The sequence below is a fragment of the Candidatus Benthicola sp. genome (assembly GCF_058719085.1).
Genome location: NZ_JBZQEK010000099.1, coordinates 84,841 through 100,301, shown reverse-complemented (window position 1 = coordinate 100,301; position 15,461 = coordinate 84,841). Strand labels below are relative to the sequence as shown.

Below are 15,461 nucleotides of genomic sequence, written 5' to 3'. Positions count from 1 at the left end.
GTCCGGACTGAAGGCGAACCCCTCGCTGACCCGCCGATGCGCGTACAGCTCGAGCAGCTCGGTCGCCATGGCCCGGATCGACTCCTCCGTCCGGCTCCGGAGCTTCTTCCACTTCTTCCCGCCCAGCTTGTGCACCGCCGGCGGGCGGACCGACTCCTCCACCTCTCCCACGCCCGTCCACTTCTCGATCAGGTCGAGCCGGTAGTGAGGCACGCGGAGGATCTCTCCCTCGGCGTACTCGATCTTGAGCGTCTCCACCGTCTCGTCGCCGACGACCACTCTTTCGAGTCCGTCGAAACGGCCGATGCCGTGCTCCAGGTGCACCACGTAGTCGCCCGGGGTGAGCGACGCGATGGACTCCAGCGGGGCCACCCCGTGCAGCCTCCGCTGCCGCCTCACCCGGCGTGATCTCGCGAAGATCTCGTGATCGGTGAGGACGAGCAGGCGCTGCGGCCCCGGGATGCGGAACCCTCCGCTCAGTCCGCCGATCGCGATCTCCACCCGGCTGGCCAGCGTCCGGCCCGCCGCGTCCTCGAGGATCTCCTGCAGACGCTCGATCTGCCCGGAGCTGTCGCACAGGATGAGCACCCGGTCGCCCCGGTCCGAGGATGCCCGGATCTCGTCCACCAGGAGGCCGATCTGCCGCCGTACGGGAGGCGGAGGCTCGAGGCCGAGGTGCACCGTTTGCTCGTCGGGGGTGTCCGAGATCTCGATGGTGGCGAACCGCGCGATCCTCTCCTCGGCTTCGCCCGGCGGAACGACGAGCTGCTCCGCGCCGAGGACCCGATCGTCGTAGATCTCCGATCGTGCCTCGCGGACTTCGGCCCACAGACGCTCGCGCCGGGAGGCCGAAGCCGCCGGTCCCTCGAGGAGGAGGAGCGAGCGCTCCGGAAGCAGCTCGAGCACGCTGCGGCGCTCTACCGACTCCCCCGAGTCCTCGATCAGCCCGGCGGACAGGACCACCGGGAGAATGGAGATCTCCTCCAGCGTCCCGGTGGAGCGCTGCGACAGAAGGTCGAAGTGCCGGAGCGACTCGACGCGGTCGTCCCACAGCTCGATGCGCAGGGGCTCATCGAAGCCGAACGGGAACACGTCGACGATGCCGCCGCGGATCACGTAATCGCCCAGTTCGCGCACGCCGCTCGTCGCCTCGAACCCCATCGAATCGAGGCGCTCGGCCAGCTTCGAGCGGTTCCACGTCTGACCGACGGCGAGCCGGAGCCCGAAGTCGCCCGACGTCCCGACGGGCATCCGCTCCACGAGCCCGCGGGAGGTCGTGACGAGGATGCCCGCCTTCCGGGTCAGGAGCGCGGCGATCGCGTCGGCACGCTGGCTGGAGATCTCGACGTGCGGATCCGCCTCCTCGTACGGAAGCGTCTCTCGCTGGGGCAGGTACCGGGCCCGTCCGGCCGCCCCGAGCGTCTCCAGGTCCGCGAACCGAAGCTCCGCCTCGCCCGGGGTGTCCGTCACGAGCACGATCTGCCGCGTCGTGGAAGCCCGGAGCGCCGAAGCCAGGAGCGCCGGTCCAGCCCCGGGCAGGCCGGCGACCCGGAAATGCTCTCCGACATCCGGCCACTGGAGGTCCGGCCGACTTCGGAGGAGCGCCTCGAAGCTGCGAGTGATCACGCCCGCCTCCCGGCCGCGCGCCGCACGGTCCTCGCGCCCATCCGGTCCGAAGGGGTCGCCAGGACCCCCTCGAGACAGGCCAGGGCCAGGGCGAGGGCGAGCAGCCATGGCGCCACGGGCGCTCCGCGGCGGCTTCCGAACATCGCCCGGTTCCACTCCGGTTCGGAGTCGGCGAGAGCCACACGGGCGGTCCCGAACGCCGGGCCGATCGCCTCCCTGGCCAGCGGGCGGAGATCCGACTCCATTCGGGGGACGGTCACGGCCAGACGTGTGGGTGTGCCGTCCCGCTCGAACACCGTGTAGATGCCGGACTCCAGAGGGACGAAGGGAGCACCGCCGTCCACCCGGACGGTCTCGCCGCCCGGCGACTGCACGGAGTCGGCGCCGGCGGACAGGAGAACCGGGGAGCCGGCTTCGGTCGGCTCGGGCAGCACGCCCCCGAGCCCCGCCCAGTCGAACAGGACCTTCTGGACGAACGGCACCATGGCGGCGCGAAGCGGGAGGTCCGTGTGGCCCTCGACCCACGGAGCACCGATCAGAACGTAGCGCCGTTCTCCCCGGCCTTCCTCGAGCGTTCCGGCGACCACGAAGGGAGTTCCGTCCGTAGCGCGGACGACCGCCGAATCGGTGCCCAGGCTCTCGAGCCGATACGGAGTGGAGAGCTGCACGGACTGGAGGTCGGGAACTCCCGAAACGGGAGGCAGACCCGTGTCTCCCCGGGAGGAACTCAGATCCACTCTCCACGGGACTCCCAGCCGGCCCAGCGACGCGTTGAAGCGTCCCAGCAGCCCGACGTCCGCCGGCGGGGCCAGAATCCAGGCGGCTGGATTCGGGCCCGGCAGATCTCCGGGTGGGACCCCTTCGACGACGCGGGCGGCCGCCTCCTCTCCCGGGCCGGCGAGCCGTACCCGCCCGGCGGCGGCCAGGGTGGCGAGGGCGCGCGCCAGGTAGCCGTCGGCGGGCCCCAGGTGTCGGAGAGCCGGGCGGAGCCCGGGTCGAAACACCGCGGACCGTCGATCGTCCGAGCGCAGTCCGGACGGGGGGATCTCCACGGCGACCTCGTGTTCGCCCGTTCCGGGCGCGACGAACCGGAGCAGGATCTCCTCGCCGGGCGCCGCACGACCGAGCGCGGTCGTCCGCCCATCCACCGCCAGTCTCACGTCGACCGTATCGCCGCTCTCCAACGATCCGACGCGCACCCGCGCCGCCCCCTCCGACCCCGGGGCGGGGGGATCGATGTCCAGCCGAAGGATGGCCTGGTTCTCCGGGGACGCGCTCACGAGGGAAGCGACCAGCCGGATGTCCTCCGGCAGGGAAGGCGCCCGAGCCGAGGCGGAGGTCGCCTGGAAATCGGAGAACACCACGATCTCCCGCGGTCGCTCGCCGGCGGGTGGCAGGAGACGGAGCGCCTCACGGGTCCGGATCGGCAGGTTCGCGCGCGCATCCGTCTGCCGGACGTCCTCGACCGCCTGCCTCGCCTCGTCCGCCGGGACGCCGTGAGCCAGGACCGGGCCGACGGCCGGGAGCACCCAGAACCGGTCTCCCGAGCGTGCGGCCGCGACCAGGCCGAGCGCCCGGGTTCGCTGACGTTCGAGCAGGGTCCGGTCTTCGTCGAGGCGGCTCATGCTGCCGGAGTTGTCGATCACCAGCGCCAGGTCGGTCGGTGCGTGGTCCGCCGCCCCGCCGCGGCCGACGAGCGGCCCGGCCGCTGCAGCGGCGACCAGGGCGACGAGACTCACCCGGACGAGGAGGAGCAGGCGATCCCGGACGGCGAGGCGTTTCGCGCTCGCCTCGTGCGCCCGTCGCAGATACCGAACCGCCGGGAAGGCCATCCGCCGCCGGGTGTCCCGCCGCAGCAGGTGAAGGAGGAGGGGGATCGCGGCGGCCCCCGCCAGGGCAAGAGCCCAGGGCGTCAGCAGGCTCATCCGAGTCTCGATCTCTTCTCGAGGTACTCACCGAGGACCGGTCCGAGCGGTGCGTCCGTGAGGAACAGGTGGTAATCCGCGCCCATGCGGCGGCACTCCATCCGCCAGTCGCGCACGGCCTCTCGCACCGCCTCCCGATACGCCGACCGGAGGCCGGCGGCATCGACCCGGATCTCCGCCGTGTTCTCCGGGTCGAAAAAGACGGCGTCGCCGGCGGACGGGAGATCGCGTTCTCCCGGGTCCATGACGTGAAATACGAGGACCTCATGTCCCCGGTGCCGGAGAAACTTGAGCGCGCGCAGCGTCTCCTCCGTGTCCACCAGCAGATCGGAGACGAGGACCACCAGTCCGCGCCTTCCCATACGAAGAGCCACCTCCCGGATCGCGCCCTCCGCGTCGGTGATCCCCGACGGCCGGAGGTCGGAGAGGGCCCCGAGCAGCGCGTTGAGGTGCCGTCGCCCACCGCGCGGGGGCACGCGGACCCGGACCCGATCGTCGAAGGCCGTCAGCCCGGCCGCGTCCCCCTGCCTCAACAGGAGATACGCCAGCGACCCGGTGACCAGCCGTGCGTACTCCAGCTTCGTGAGCAGTCGCCCGGGATCCGAGCTCCAGTCCATCGACCGGCTGACGTCGATGACGAGGCACGCGCGGAGATGCGTCTGTTCCTCGTACTGCTTCACGTAGTATCGATCGGAGCGGGCGTACATCCGCCAGTCGATGTGCCGGACGTCGTCGCCGGGGACGTAGGGCCGGTTCTCGGCGAACTCCACCGAGAACCCGCGGTGCGGCGACCGGTGCAATCCGATCAGGAACCCCTCCACCACGGACCGCGCGATGAACTCGAGGTTGCCGAGCGAGGCGAGGTGGGCCGGATCGAGCCGCTCGGCGGTTCGCCGGCTCGCGCGTGCGGCCTCACGAGCCGCGGGCTCCGAGCCGTGGGGGGAACTTATCGCATCCATTCCGACTACTCGGGTGTTGTCCTCTCGTGTGAGGGGTGTACAGACCCCGGGGCGCTCCGGGAGCGCTCCGTAGATGGAGGTGCGGAACCGGGAATCGCAACCCCGACCCGGACGGTCGGCTCACGACTGGCACACCGGGCGTGCGGTGAAGTTCCGGAAGCGACAGGTTGCCGGCTGCGCGGGTGGTCCCCGGAGGCGCTCCGGAGCCCGTCGCGGAATCCAGAACGGGAATGGGAAAGGACAGGGAGTCGATGCTCACGAATCGCTGGCGGCGCACGCTGCCTCTCGGCCTCGCGGCCCTTCTGATTACAGCGTCCACGGCTTTCGGACAGATGGCGGACGGGTCCGACGAGGAAGCCTCGATCGCCGCCGGCGTGATCACGCCGGACGGTCTGCGACTTCAGCTCGGAGTGATCGCCCACGACTCGATGCGGGGCAGGGACACGCCGAGCCCCGAGCTCACGGCCACCGCCGTGTATCTGGCCGAACAGTTCGAGCAGATGGGTCTCGAGCCGGGTGCGGGCGATGGCTTTGTCCAGTCCTATCCGATGACCCGGGTGTCACCGGCCCCGGCCGATCGGCAGCAGCTTCGGATCTCGAGTGGGGCGGGAGGCTGGGATCTGGAGTACGGCGAGCAGTACTTCGTCCAGGCCAGTGCACCCAGCGCGGAGGCCTCGGCCGAGCTCGTGCTGGTCGAAGACGCGGAAGGCATGCCAGCCGCCTCCGGCAAGATCGCCCTGCTTCGCGTGACGCCCGCGAACATCCGGCAGATCTTCGGCGGGAGGCTGCGGGGCGCCATTCGGGCCGCCAGTCCGGCCGGCATCATGATCGTACTCGACGTTCCCGAGTCCCAATTCGAGAGGTTCCGCGAGTTCCTCGGTGAGTCGAGGGTCGTCTACGGCGAGCCCGAGCCCGACGCCGTACCGGTCGTGTTCGTGGGACAGGGGGCGCTTCCGGCCTCGCTGGCGACGCAGGTGACGGCCGGCGCCCTGCAGGACGAGTGGGACGCCACGATCGCGACCGCCGCGGATATCGAGATCGAGGAAGCGCCCAATACGATCGCGCTGCTCGAGGGCTCCGATCCCGAACTGGCGGACGAGTACGTGCTCATCACCGCACACATGGATCACGTCGGCGTCGGTCGGGCGGTGGACGGAGATTCCATCTACAACGGAGCGGACGACGACGGGTCCGGCACCGTGACCGTTCTCGAGGTGGCACGCGCCTTCGCCAGCCTGGACGAGGCGCCCCGCCGATCGATCGTCTTCCTGCTGGTGAGCGGCGAGGAGAAGGGCCTGCTCGGTTCCCGGCACTATGCCGAGAATCCCACCTTTCCCCTGGAGAGCACGGTCGCCAACCTCAACCTGGACATGGTGGGGCGAAACTGGTCCGACACGATCGTGGTGATCGGCAAGGGCGAGTCCTCGCTCGGACCCCAGGTGGAGCGGATCTCCGCCGAGCACCCGGAGCTCGACATGGCGGTGATCGACGACCTGTGGCCGGAGGAGAGCTTCTACACGCGCTCGGATCATTACAACTTCGCGCGTCGGGGCGTACCCATCCTCTTCTTCTTCAACGGCACGCATGACGAATACCATCGACCGGGCGACGAAGTGGAGCTGATCGACTACGAGAAGATGGCGAGGATCGGCCGGCTCGTCTTCTACCTCGGACTGGACGTGGCGAACGCGGACGAGCCGCCGGCCTGGGATCCGGAGGCGTACGAGCGGGTGGTGGAAACTCCGAGGTCCTGATCCGCCAAGTTGAACGCCCCCTCCGCGGGGAATAGATTGAAACATCGACCGGATGCGCCGGCGAGGTGCCGGCGCTTCGGCTCATTCCACAGTGAGGACGGACCCCCATGACACACAACGACGACACCCCCGTGGTGATCGTGGAGCGGCGAGGCTCGGGTCTCGGCGCCTTTCTCGGAGGAACCATCCTCGGCGCCGTGGTCGCCCTCCTGTACGCGCCCAAGTCGGGCGAGGAGACCAAGGCCGAGATCCGGGACCGGATGAAGCGCATCCGGGACGAGGCCGAGGACCGCCTTCAGCTCATGCGTGATGACGTCGAGGATAGGTACCACAGGGTGCGCGATGACGTGGAGGACCGCGTGCAGCGGGTTCGCGGTGATCTCGGCGATCGTGTCGAGTCGGCCCGGGAAGACCTCAAGCAGCGTAAGAACCAGGCGGAAGAGGCCGTGAAGCTGGGGCGTGAGACGGCCCGCAAGGCTCGTGAAGACCTCGAGAAACGAGTGGCCGAGAGCAAGGAGGAGTATCGGCAGCGAGTCGCCCAGCTCACGGAAGAAGCGGCCGAAGAGCTGGCCGAGGACGCCGAGGCCGTCGAAGAACCGGCCGCGGACTGACCCGCGCTGCAGGGACATGGCGATGGTGAACCACCGGACGTCCGCGGACGCCCGGTGACGGCGCGGCCGCCGATACCGGACAGCGCCCCGGGCCGGCCTTCCGAGTCCGGGGCCCGCCACGTCCCCGGGTTCGGGCGCGGCCTGCGTGGCGCCTGGGAGTATGTGCGCGAGGTCTACGACCAGGCGGCGACCGACAACATCTTCTTCCTCGCCGGCGGGCTGACGTTCAGCCTGCTGCTCGCCGCGATCCCTTTCCTGATCCTGTTGCTCTCGCTCGCCGGGATCGTTCTCGCCCCGCGGATCGCCACACCGGAAAACGCGGTCATGGAGTGGCTGGCCCAGCTCATGCCCGTCAATCAGGCCACCGAGGAGCAGCTGAGGGCACAGCTCACGGACATCGTGGAATCGTCGCGATCCGTCGGCATCATCAGCGGCGTCCTGTTCGTGTGGTTTTCCACCCGGTTGTTCGGATCGCTCCGGACGGTGCTCGAGGAGGTCTTCGACCTGCGGGAGGGACCCGGGATCATCAAGGGGAAGATCATCGACGTGAAGATGGTGGTGATCGCCAGCGTGCTGCTGACGGCCAACATCGGGATCACCACCACGCTGACGGCGGTGGGGCGGCAGATCATCGAGCAGCTCGGGCTTCCCACGGCACAGGCGCTGCAGCTGCTGGGGTACGCGACCGCGTACGGGGTCATCTTCCTGATGTTCCTGCTGATCTACAAGTTCGTCCCGACCTCACGGCTGAGCTGGCGGATCGCGGCCGTCGCCGCCGTCTTCTCGGCGGTCGGTTTCGAGCTGCTGAAGGGCGCCCTGAGCTGGTACCTCTCCGAAGTCGCCGACTTCAGCCAGGTCTTCTTCGCCTTCGCCACCCTGATCGTGCTGGTCGTGTCGCTCTACTACGCGGCGGTGATCTTCGTGCTGGGTGGGGAGGTGGCCAAGGTCTACGGGCAGCGGTCCGTCATGCGGCGCCAGCGCGTGATGTTCGATCAGCACTGAAACTGACCGTCTCCCTGTAGCGCGCACCCCCCTTTCCACCTAGATTTGCGCCGTCTCGTCCATCCGCCGTGCGGCTCGGGAGGTCAGGTGACGCGATCGGCCGGCGGCCGAAAGATCGTCCTGCGGAACAGAAAGGCCCGACACGAGTTCGAAGTTCTCGACGAGCTCGAGGCGGGCCTCGTGCTGAAGGGACCGGAGGTGAAATCGCTCCGGGCGGGCAGGGCGAGCTTCAACGACGCGTACGCGGCGGTGGAAGATGGGGAGCTCTGGCTCCACAATCTGCACATCAGCCCGTACGAGCTGGCCCACATCGACGCGCCCGATCCCCTTCGACGCAGGAAGCTCCTGGTGCACCGGCGAGAGCTCGAGCGCCTGGCCGTGAAGACGGCCGAGCGGGGGTTCACGCTGGTACCGCTGGACCTGCACTTCACCCGCGGCCGGGCCAAGGTGACCCTTGGGGTGGCCAGGGGGAAGAAGCTGCACGACAAGAGACACAGCCTCAAGAAGGACGCCATGCGGCGGGAGGTCGAGCGTGCATTGCAACGCAGCAGGGACGGGGAATGAGGGTCGGATGGTGACGGGTCGATGCGGACGCGGGGGACGTACATCCCGCGGCTTCCTGCTCTCCGGAGCGGCGATGGTGGCATGGGCCGTCCTCGCGGCCCCTCCGGTGGCCGGCCAGCCCACGGCCGAACGGGTCGAATTCGACGGCGCTTCCTATCGAGTCGAGGTGGCGAGCCACCATGGGTACGAGGCCGTGCCGTGGAGCCGCGTCCCGGGGGCCGTCGTGTCGGGTTCCTTCCAGCGTGACGGCATGGCGACCGGCGAGGTGGCCGGGTCGCCGATCGAGCTTCGCGCGGGCTCTCCGTTCGGACGGCACGGAGAGATCGTCTTCCAGCTCGCCAACGTTCCGTACCAGGCCGATGGCGAGCTGTGGGTGCCGCTCGAGCTGTTCTCCGAGTGGCTTCCCGGGGTCGCCCGGCAGCCGTCACGGGAGGCGTCCGGTGCTTCCGGCCTGGTGCCTGCGGCAGCCGTACTGCCGGACGACCGGCCGACCCCGGGCGCACGGAGGCCCGGACCCTGGCGGGTCGTCATCGATGCGGGCCACGGAGGCGTGGACCCGGGTACGATCAGCCCGCGGACCGGGACCCGGGAGAAGGACATCACGCTGGCGGTGTCCCGCAAGCTGGCCGAGGAGCTCAGCCGCCGGGGTGGGATCGAGCCGCTCCTGACCCGCGACTCGGACGAGTTCGTCGAGGTCATGGAGAGGCCCAGCCTGGCCGTGCAGTGGGATGCCGACCTGTTCATCTCGATTCACGTGGATGCCCAGCCGGCGGGGGGCAGCTCGGCACGCGGGTTCACCACGTACCACCTGGGCCAGGCCCGGACCGAGGACGCCCTGGCCGTGGCTCGCCGGGAGAATGCGGTGATCGAGCTCGAGGAGGGAGCCGAGCCGCCGAACCTCGAGCAGCTCGAGATCATCCTGGCCACCGTGGATCGGGACGCGTACCGGAGGGAGTCGCGTATCCTCGCCGGTCACATCCAGAACGGCCTCCGCGGCGCGATCGACGGTCCGGATCGCGGGGCCCGTCGGGGACCCTACTACGTCCTGATGACGCCCGGCCTGCTGCCGGCGGTGCTCGTCGAGCTCGGCTACATCACCAACAGCGCGGACGAGCGACAGCTGCGAAGTGCGGAGCGGCAGGATCGCATCGCCCGGGCCCTGGCCGACACGATCGAGCGATTCCTGGACGACACGGGCCGGCGGATCGCGGCCACCGAGGGTCGCGGTTGAGAGCCCTCTCCGTGGTCGGGATCCTGTCGCTGGCCGGCTGCGTCTACTTCAACGCGCTGTACGACGCCAACCGCGAATACGATGAAGGCGTTCGACTGGCCCGGGAGCAGTCCGAGGTCGTCGCGAGAGTCCACTTCGACAGCGTGATCGAGAAGACGGGTCGGATCGTCGAGGATCATCCGGACAGCAAGTACGCGGATGACGCGGCCATTCTCAAGACCCGGGCCGAGCTGTCGAATCGGTTGTGGGAGTCCGCCGCTCAGACCTCGATCCTGGCGGAGGAGCTGGCCGCCGATCCCGTGCATCGGGCCGAGGCGCTCGGCCTCCGGGGCGTCGCCCTCGAGCGGCTCGGCCTGTTCGGAGAAGCGGACTCGGTCCTGTCCTTGGCCCTGGCGTCCGACCTGTCCGCCGAGGACGAGGCGCAGTTCCTGTTCGCCCGTGGGCTGGCCAGACAGCAGCTCGAGGAGCCCTCACTGGCGGCCGAGGACCTCGAGGCGGCTGCCAACTCCGTATCCCTGTCGCCCGAGGGAAGCCTGACGCTGGCCATCGCGCTGCGTGACATCGGGGACTACGGTCGGTCGGCCGACGTCACGGGGCGCCTGCTGTCGGACGCGAGCCCGAGTCCCCAGTCACCGCTCTACCTCCACGCGGACTCGCTGGCCCGGCTCGCTCCGCTCGTCGTCGATTCGATGGTCGCCGGACTGCTGGCGGAACCGGGGGCCCCGGCGACCCGGAGGGCGGGATTTCACCTGATCGCCGGTCGGGCCCTGATCGCGCTCGGGCGGGATTCGTCGGCGCTGGCTTCGTTCGATTCGGCCATGGCGGCGTCCGCGACCAGCCAGTCGGCCGCGGATGCCGCCTGGTACGTGGCCGAGATGCGACTCGCCGGGGCGGACCGTCCCGAGGAGGTCGCGGAGCTGGTTCGCACCCTCCAGGCGGCTCGCCGGGCCAGTCGCCAGGAGCTCCGGCAGAGGGCCATGATGTGGAACATGGCCGCGGTCGAGTTCCAGGGGCTCGAGGAGGCGTACGCCAGCCGCGGAGCCTCCGCGGCCGAGGCGCTTCTGCGAGCCGCGGAGGTCGCCGAGCTCGGCCTGCAGGCGCCTGCCCTGGCCCGCGGCAACTATCTTCTCTACCTGCAGGAAGATCCGGATTCACCGTGGGCGGCCAAGGCGATCTTCGGGGCGCTGAGCGTTTCGGGGCACCCGCCCGACCCGTCGTGGGTGGTCGATCGCGGACCCGAGACGGATGCGGAGCTCCGGCGCCGGCTCGAGTCGCTCCCGGCCGACGACCCCTACCGCCTCGCGTTGCGGCCCGATGATCCGGGTGCGATCGCCGACTCGATGTACATGCTGGCCGAGGCGGACCTTCAGAGGCGTATCATGGAGATCCAGGTGCTGTACGATCCCACGGCAGCCGACACCGTGGCCCGGGAGGCGCCGGAGACGCCCACCGAGCCCGAGGACGAAGAGATTCAGAACTGATGACGGCTCCGGCGCGTGAATGGGGGACCGTGACCGAGGTCCGCAGGGCGGCCGAGGACACCGTATGGATCGAGGTCGAGTGTCCCGAGGTGGCCGCCGACGCGCGCCCCGGGCAGTTCGTCATGCTCGGAAAGGGGCTTCGTGATGTGGCCGCCCCGTTTCTGCCGCGTCCTTTCAGCATCGGAGCCCGGACGGCCGCCGGGCGTCTCGGCTTCCTGGTGCGCGTGTTCGGAGAGGGGACCGCGTGGCTGGCCAGGGCCGAGACGGGAGACCGGCTGCTGTTGCTCGGTCCGCTCGGACGTCCCTTCCGCCTGGCGTCGGACCGTCCCGTCCTGTGCCTCGCGGGCGGCGTAGGGCTGGCGCCCTTCCTGTTCGTCGGCGCCGAGTCACGGCTCGACGGCGGCGATGTGCGGATCGTATACGGCGAGCGGACCGGGAGCCGGGTGTTCGAGCCGGCGCTGATCGAGACGATCACCGGGGTCGAGCCCGATATCAGGACCGAGGATGGCTCTCGGGGTCGGAAGGGCCTCGTGATCGACGACCTCGACCTGTCGGATCGTCCCCAGCTCCTCGCCTGTGGGCCCGGACCGATGCTCCAGGCGTGCGCCGCCCTCGCCGAGGCGGCCGGTCTTCCCCTCCAGGTTTCGGTCGAGGAGCACATGGGTTGCGGCGTCGGAACGTGTCAGGGCTGCGTGGTGCGATCCGCCGATGGGGCGTGGATCAAGTCCTGCACGGAAGGCCCGGTCTTCGATGCGCGGGAGCTGTCATGGCCGACCTGAGCCAGCGGGTCTTCGGGACGGAGTTTCAGAGCCCGGTCCTCCTGGCGTCGGGCACCTGCGGATATGGGGAGGAGTACGCCGGGCTGATCCCGCTCGAGGAGATCGGCGGGCTGGTCACGAAGGCGGTGAGCCGGGAGCCCCGCGAGGGGAATCCGCCCCATCGGGTCGCCGAGACGCCGGGCGGAATGATCAACGCGATCGGTCTTCAGAACGTGGGCCTGGAGCGGTTCAAAGCCGAAAAGCTGCCGTGGCTCCGGAGCCACCTCAGCGCCTCCCGCGTCCTGATCAACGTGGTCGGTCACTCGGTGGACGATTTCGCCGCCGTGGTCTCGGGGCTCGACGGGGAGTCGGGATTCCTGGGGTTCGAGATCAACGTGTCGTGTCCGAACGTGGCGGACGGCACGATGTTCGGAACGGACCGCAAGGCACTCGCAGCGCTGGTGAGTCGGCTCCGGGGACTCACCGAGCGTCCGCTGGTGATCAAGCTCACTCCGAATGTGCCCGACATCTCCGTGTTCGCGAGAGTCTGCGAAGAGGCCGGCGCCGATGGGCTCAGCACGATCAACACCTTTCCCGGCATGCTGATCGACGTGGAGGCCCGGCGACCGGTGATCGGCAACGTGAGCGGAGGGGTGAGCGGTCCGGCCATCCTGCCCATGGGCGTCTACCTCACCTGGCGCGCGGCGGGTTCGGTGTCGATTCCGGTGGTGGGGATCGGTGGCATCCGCTCGGGGCGGGACGCCCTGCAGTACCTGCTCGCCGGGGCCTGCCTGGTGCAGGTGGGCACGGCGCTGTTCGTGGACCCGTCCGCGCCGGTGCAGATCCAGCGGGAGATCGAGGAGTACATGGAGCGGCACGGGATCGAGCGCCTCGGGGATCTCGTGGGCGCCCTCACCCTCCCGGAACGCGAGTGACATGAGCGGAGACCCGAAAACGGGCGGGATCGATCCGTCGGCCGGCATCGGCTCACCCGAAGTGATCGTGGCGCTGGACTTCCCCGAAGCCGAGGCCGCGCACCGGTTCGTGGCCAGGCTTCCGGAGGGCACCTGGTACAAGGTCGGCCTCGAGCTGTTCACGCGGGGGGGACCGCCCGTGGTTCACCGGCTGGTCGGGGAGGGGCACCACGTCTTCCTGGACCTCAAGCTTCACGACATCCCGAACACCGTGGCCGGGGCCACACGGGCGGCGGCCGCCATGGGCGTCGATCTGCTCACCCTGCATGCCTCCGGCGGCGAAGCGATGCTCCGCGCAGCGACCGACGCCGCGCGCGAGGAGCGCGACCGATCGGGTGGCGAGATCCGCCTGCTGGCGATCACCGTTCTCACCTCGATCGACGACGCATCTCTGGCCGGCGTGATGGGCCCGGGCGCGGACGTCGAGGCCACCGTGGGCCGGCTCGCCGGGCTCGCCCGGGAGAGCGGAATCGACGGGGCGGTCTCCTCCGTGCACGAGTGCAGGGCCGTGAAGCTGGCGTGCGGAAACGACTTCCTGGTCGTAACGCCCGGCATTCGATTGGAGGGCGAGACGTCTGCCGACCAGAAGCGGGTCGCCACGCCGGCGGTCGCCCGGGCGGCGGGCGCCGACTTCATCGTGGTGGGGCGATCGATCACACGATCCCCCGACCCGGCGGAGGCCCTGGCCCGGATCCGCGCGCAGCTGGGATGAGCGGTCGGCGGGCGCTCGCCCTCCGCCGGTTCGAAACCCCGCGGCCGTCGATCGCGTAGAGCGTGTGCGAGGCCGTGAACCGGACGGCCGACCCAACAACGAAAGGAGTCGTTCCCGATGCTGGCGTTCATCCTGGCTCTTGTCGTCACCGCGGTGCTTCTGGTCGTGGTCGCCAAGATCGTGGACGGTGTGGAAGTCGAGGGCTTCGGGGCCGCGCTGATCGCTGCCGCCGTGCTGGGGCTCGCCAACGCGTTCCTCGCGCCGATCGCTGCCCTCCTGGCTCTCCCGATCAACATCCTGACCTTCGGACTGCTCTGGTGGCTGATCCGCTGGTTGATCAACGCGATGATGCTGTGGATCACCGCGGCCCTCGTCCCGGGCTTCAAGGTCCGCGGCTTCGGGCCGGCCTTCTGGGGCGCGGCCCTGCTGACGATCGGAAACCTGCTGGTCGGCTGGATCCTCTGAGCCCCACCCGACGTCAGCCCGCCGGCTCCCGCAGTCGGCGGGCCAGGTCCGTTCGAGCCTGCCGTGTGGGCGAGCGCGGTTCGAGCCTGAGGTAGAATCCCGCTCTTCCGAGGATCTCCGCCAGGATCACGAGGCCCACGATCCAGGGGGAGGGCGGAGCGCCCGTCCACATCCACGCCACCGCCGGGAGGAGGAGGCCCAGCGCCACCCGGGTCCATGCGAGCCCGTCCGGCAGGAGCCCCCCTGCCGGCCCCTCCGCCGACCTTTCCCGGGACCCTCCGAGACGCGCATCCCGCGCACGGCGAAGCTCGCCTGCCACCTTCACCGCCCACGGGCCTGCCGAGAGCCAGGCGCTGCCGAGCATCAGACCGGCCAGGTAGAGCCCGGTGATGAGGGCCCCGCCCGGATCGAGGGAGGGATTCGGTCCATGGTAGACCGGTCGGTAGACCTGGTCGGCCGCGAAGAGGGTGAACAGGCCGGTCACGGCGACGGCGCCGCCGAACGCCGGGTTTCCCGGCAGGCCGGTGGCGAGGAACGCGGTGCCGCCGACGGCGAAGAGACCGAAGCCCATCACCTCCCGGCTCAGCCAGGATCGGCGGAGGTTGAGCCCGGCCCGCCAGGCCCGCCGGGGACGGCCAAGATGCGAGAGGCTGAGTCCGGCGGCGATCGCGCCGACGGAGGCGAAGACGAGGGCCGGAAGAGGGAAGGCGCCGCCGCCGGCCGCGACGAACAGCGCAAAGAGCAGCGCGGTGAGAAAGGTGAAGGCGGCGAGCGATCCCTCCGTCCGCAACGAGATGTCCGGAGCGGACGGACCGGCTCCGTGCAGCGGCTCGACGAGCCCGGCGCTCGACCCGCCCTCCGCGGGGCTCGCCGTGCGGCGCCGAGGCTCGGCGATGCGAATCGACGGAGCGAGCTGGGTCTGCGGGAAGCCCGCGACCGCGTTCACGAGCTCCCGTGGTGGAACCTCTGCGAAGTCGAGCGCACCCGTCGGGCAGAGGGTGGTGCACGCCGGCTTCAGCCCATCGCTCAACCGGTGGGAGCAGAAGGTGCACTTCCCCATCACTCCCCGCTCTTCCTCGAACGCGGGGGCCCCGTACGGGCAGGCCCAGGCGCAGTATCGACACCCGATGCATCGATCCGGATCCAGAAGCACGGCCCCGGTTCCGGAGTCGCGGGAGTACGCGAGCGCGGGACAGGCGTACATGCAGGCCGGCTCGGCGCAGTGATTGCAGGCCAGCGACAGGTGATATCGCGGGGCCCCCGGAAGCCCCTCCGGGTTGAAGGTCACCACGTTCCGCCAGCTCCGCTCCGGTCCGAGCCCGTTTTCGATCGAACAGGCGAGCTCGCAGGCCCGGCAACCGGTACAGCGGTTGGGGTCGAAGGTGAACGCGGCCGGCAT

14 protein-coding genes are annotated in these 15,461 nt (G+C 70.0%); 10 read left to right on the top strand and 4 right to left on the bottom strand.

The annotated features are described in order from the left end of the window. From AC36XV_RS08230 to AC36XV_RS08220, 3 genes are all read right to left on the bottom strand, one after another. On the bottom strand, positions 1–1,626 hold a 1,626-nt coding region (locus AC36XV_RS08230; protein ID WP_492203203.1), incomplete at its 3' end, for a CarD family transcriptional regulator. Then, on the bottom strand, positions 1,623–3,551 hold the full coding sequence (locus AC36XV_RS08225) for a BatA domain-containing protein (protein ID WP_492203202.1): 1,929 nt from the start codon (positions 3,549–3,551) through the stop codon (positions 1,623–1,625). The genes AC36XV_RS08230 and AC36XV_RS08225, both read right to left, overlap by 4 nt. After that, positions 3,548–4,510 carry a DUF58 domain-containing protein gene (locus tag AC36XV_RS08220; protein WP_492203201.1) on the bottom strand — a complete coding sequence of 321 codons (963 nt, stop codon included), beginning with the start codon at positions 4,508–4,510 and terminating at the stop codon, positions 3,548–3,550. Before AC36XV_RS08220 ends, AC36XV_RS08225 begins: the two co-directional genes overlap by 4 nt. Positions 4,511–4,740: 230 nt before the next feature. Between AC36XV_RS08220 and AC36XV_RS08215 the strand changes: the two genes are divergently transcribed. From AC36XV_RS08215 to AC36XV_RS08170, 10 genes are all read left to right on the top strand, one after another. Beyond that, a complete protein-coding gene (locus AC36XV_RS08215; RefSeq protein ID WP_492203200.1) occupies positions 4,741–6,264 on the top strand; it encodes a M20/M25/M40 family metallo-hydrolase in 1,524 nt (507 codons plus the stop codon). A 107-nt stretch (positions 6,265–6,371) separates the two neighbouring features. Continuing rightward, positions 6,372–6,875: a YtxH domain-containing protein gene (locus AC36XV_RS08210; RefSeq protein ID WP_492203199.1), complete on the top strand. Its 504-nt coding sequence runs from the start codon at positions 6,372–6,374 to the stop codon at positions 6,873–6,875. Positions 6,876–6,929: 54 nt separating this feature from the next. Continuing rightward, the gene (locus tag AC36XV_RS08205; RefSeq protein WP_492203198.1) at positions 6,930–7,877 is read left to right on the top strand and encodes a YihY/virulence factor BrkB family protein; all 948 of its coding nucleotides are present in this window, start codon (positions 6,930–6,932) and stop codon (positions 7,875–7,877) included. Positions 7,878–7,964: 87 nt separating this feature from the next. Beyond that, a complete protein-coding gene (gene smpB / locus AC36XV_RS08200) occupies positions 7,965–8,441 on the top strand; it encodes an SsrA-binding protein SmpB (RefSeq protein WP_492203197.1) in 477 nt (158 codons plus the stop codon). Between the two features lie 73 nt (positions 8,442–8,514). Continuing rightward, positions 8,515–9,672, top strand: a complete 1,158-nt coding sequence (locus AC36XV_RS08195) for an N-acetylmuramoyl-L-alanine amidase family protein (protein ID WP_492203196.1) — start codon at positions 8,515–8,517, stop codon at positions 9,670–9,672. Beyond that, entirely contained in the window at positions 9,669–11,153 is a 1,485-nt protein-coding gene (locus AC36XV_RS08190; RefSeq protein ID WP_492203195.1) for a hypothetical protein, read from the top strand. Before AC36XV_RS08195 ends, AC36XV_RS08190 begins: the two co-directional genes overlap by 4 nt. Next, positions 11,153–11,932, top strand: coding sequence for an iron-sulfur cluster-binding protein (locus AC36XV_RS08185; protein WP_492203194.1), 780 nt, complete (start codon positions 11,153–11,155; stop codon positions 11,930–11,932). The genes AC36XV_RS08190 and AC36XV_RS08185 overlap by 1 nt, the downstream gene beginning before the upstream one ends. Next, complete coding sequence (locus AC36XV_RS08180) at positions 11,920–12,846, top strand: dihydroorotate dehydrogenase (RefSeq protein ID WP_492203193.1); 927 nt, start codon at positions 11,920–11,922, stop codon at positions 12,844–12,846. The genes AC36XV_RS08185 and AC36XV_RS08180 overlap by 13 nt, the downstream gene beginning before the upstream one ends. A gap of 1 nt (position 12,847) precedes the next feature. Further along, positions 12,848–13,597, top strand: a complete 750-nt coding sequence (gene pyrF, locus AC36XV_RS08175; protein ID WP_492203192.1) for an orotidine-5'-phosphate decarboxylase — start codon at positions 12,848–12,850, stop codon at positions 13,595–13,597. Between the two features lie 117 nt (positions 13,598–13,714). Next, positions 13,715–14,062 carry a phage holin family protein gene (locus AC36XV_RS08170; RefSeq protein ID WP_492203191.1) on the top strand — a complete coding sequence of 116 codons (348 nt, stop codon included), beginning with the start codon at positions 13,715–13,717 and terminating at the stop codon, positions 14,060–14,062. Between the two features lie 13 nt (positions 14,063–14,075). Here the strand turns inward: AC36XV_RS08170 and AC36XV_RS08165 are convergent, their stop codons facing one another. After that, positions 14,076–15,461: a DmsC/YnfH family molybdoenzyme membrane anchor subunit gene (locus tag AC36XV_RS08165; RefSeq protein ID WP_492203190.1), complete on the bottom strand. Its 1,386-nt coding sequence runs from the start codon at positions 15,459–15,461 to the stop codon at positions 14,076–14,078.

Excerpts from the sequence above, each read along its gene's own strand:
- AC36XV_RS08185 (WP_492203194.1), top strand. The coding sequence starts at position 11,153 with ATGACGGCTCCGGCGCGTGAATGGGGGACCGTGACCGAGGTCCGCAGG.
- AC36XV_RS08225 (WP_492203202.1), bottom strand. The coding sequence starts at position 3,551 with ATGAGCCTGCTGACGCCCTGGGCTCTTGCCCTGGCGGGGGCCGCCGCG.
- pyrF (WP_492203192.1), top strand. The coding sequence starts at position 12,848 with ATGAGCGGAGACCCGAAAACGGGCGGGATCGATCCGTCGGCCGGCATC.
- AC36XV_RS08220 (WP_492203201.1), bottom strand. The coding sequence starts at position 4,510 with ATGGATGCGATAAGTTCCCCCCACGGCTCGGAGCCCGCGGCTCGTGAG.
- AC36XV_RS08180 (WP_492203193.1), top strand. The coding sequence starts at position 11,920 with ATGGCCGACCTGAGCCAGCGGGTCTTCGGGACGGAGTTTCAGAGCCCG.
- AC36XV_RS08165 (WP_492203190.1), bottom strand. The coding sequence starts at position 15,461 with ATGCCGGCCGCGTTCACCTTCGACCCCAACCGCTGTACCGGTTGCCGG.
- AC36XV_RS08170 (WP_492203191.1), top strand. The coding sequence starts at position 13,715 with ATGCTGGCGTTCATCCTGGCTCTTGTCGTCACCGCGGTGCTTCTGGTC.
- AC36XV_RS08210 (WP_492203199.1), top strand. The coding sequence starts at position 6,372 with ATGACACACAACGACGACACCCCCGTGGTGATCGTGGAGCGGCGAGGC.
- AC36XV_RS08195 (WP_492203196.1), top strand. The coding sequence starts at position 8,515 with ATGGTGGCATGGGCCGTCCTCGCGGCCCCTCCGGTGGCCGGCCAGCCC.
- AC36XV_RS08215 (WP_492203200.1), top strand. The coding sequence starts at position 4,741 with ATGGGAAAGGACAGGGAGTCGATGCTCACGAATCGCTGGCGGCGCACG.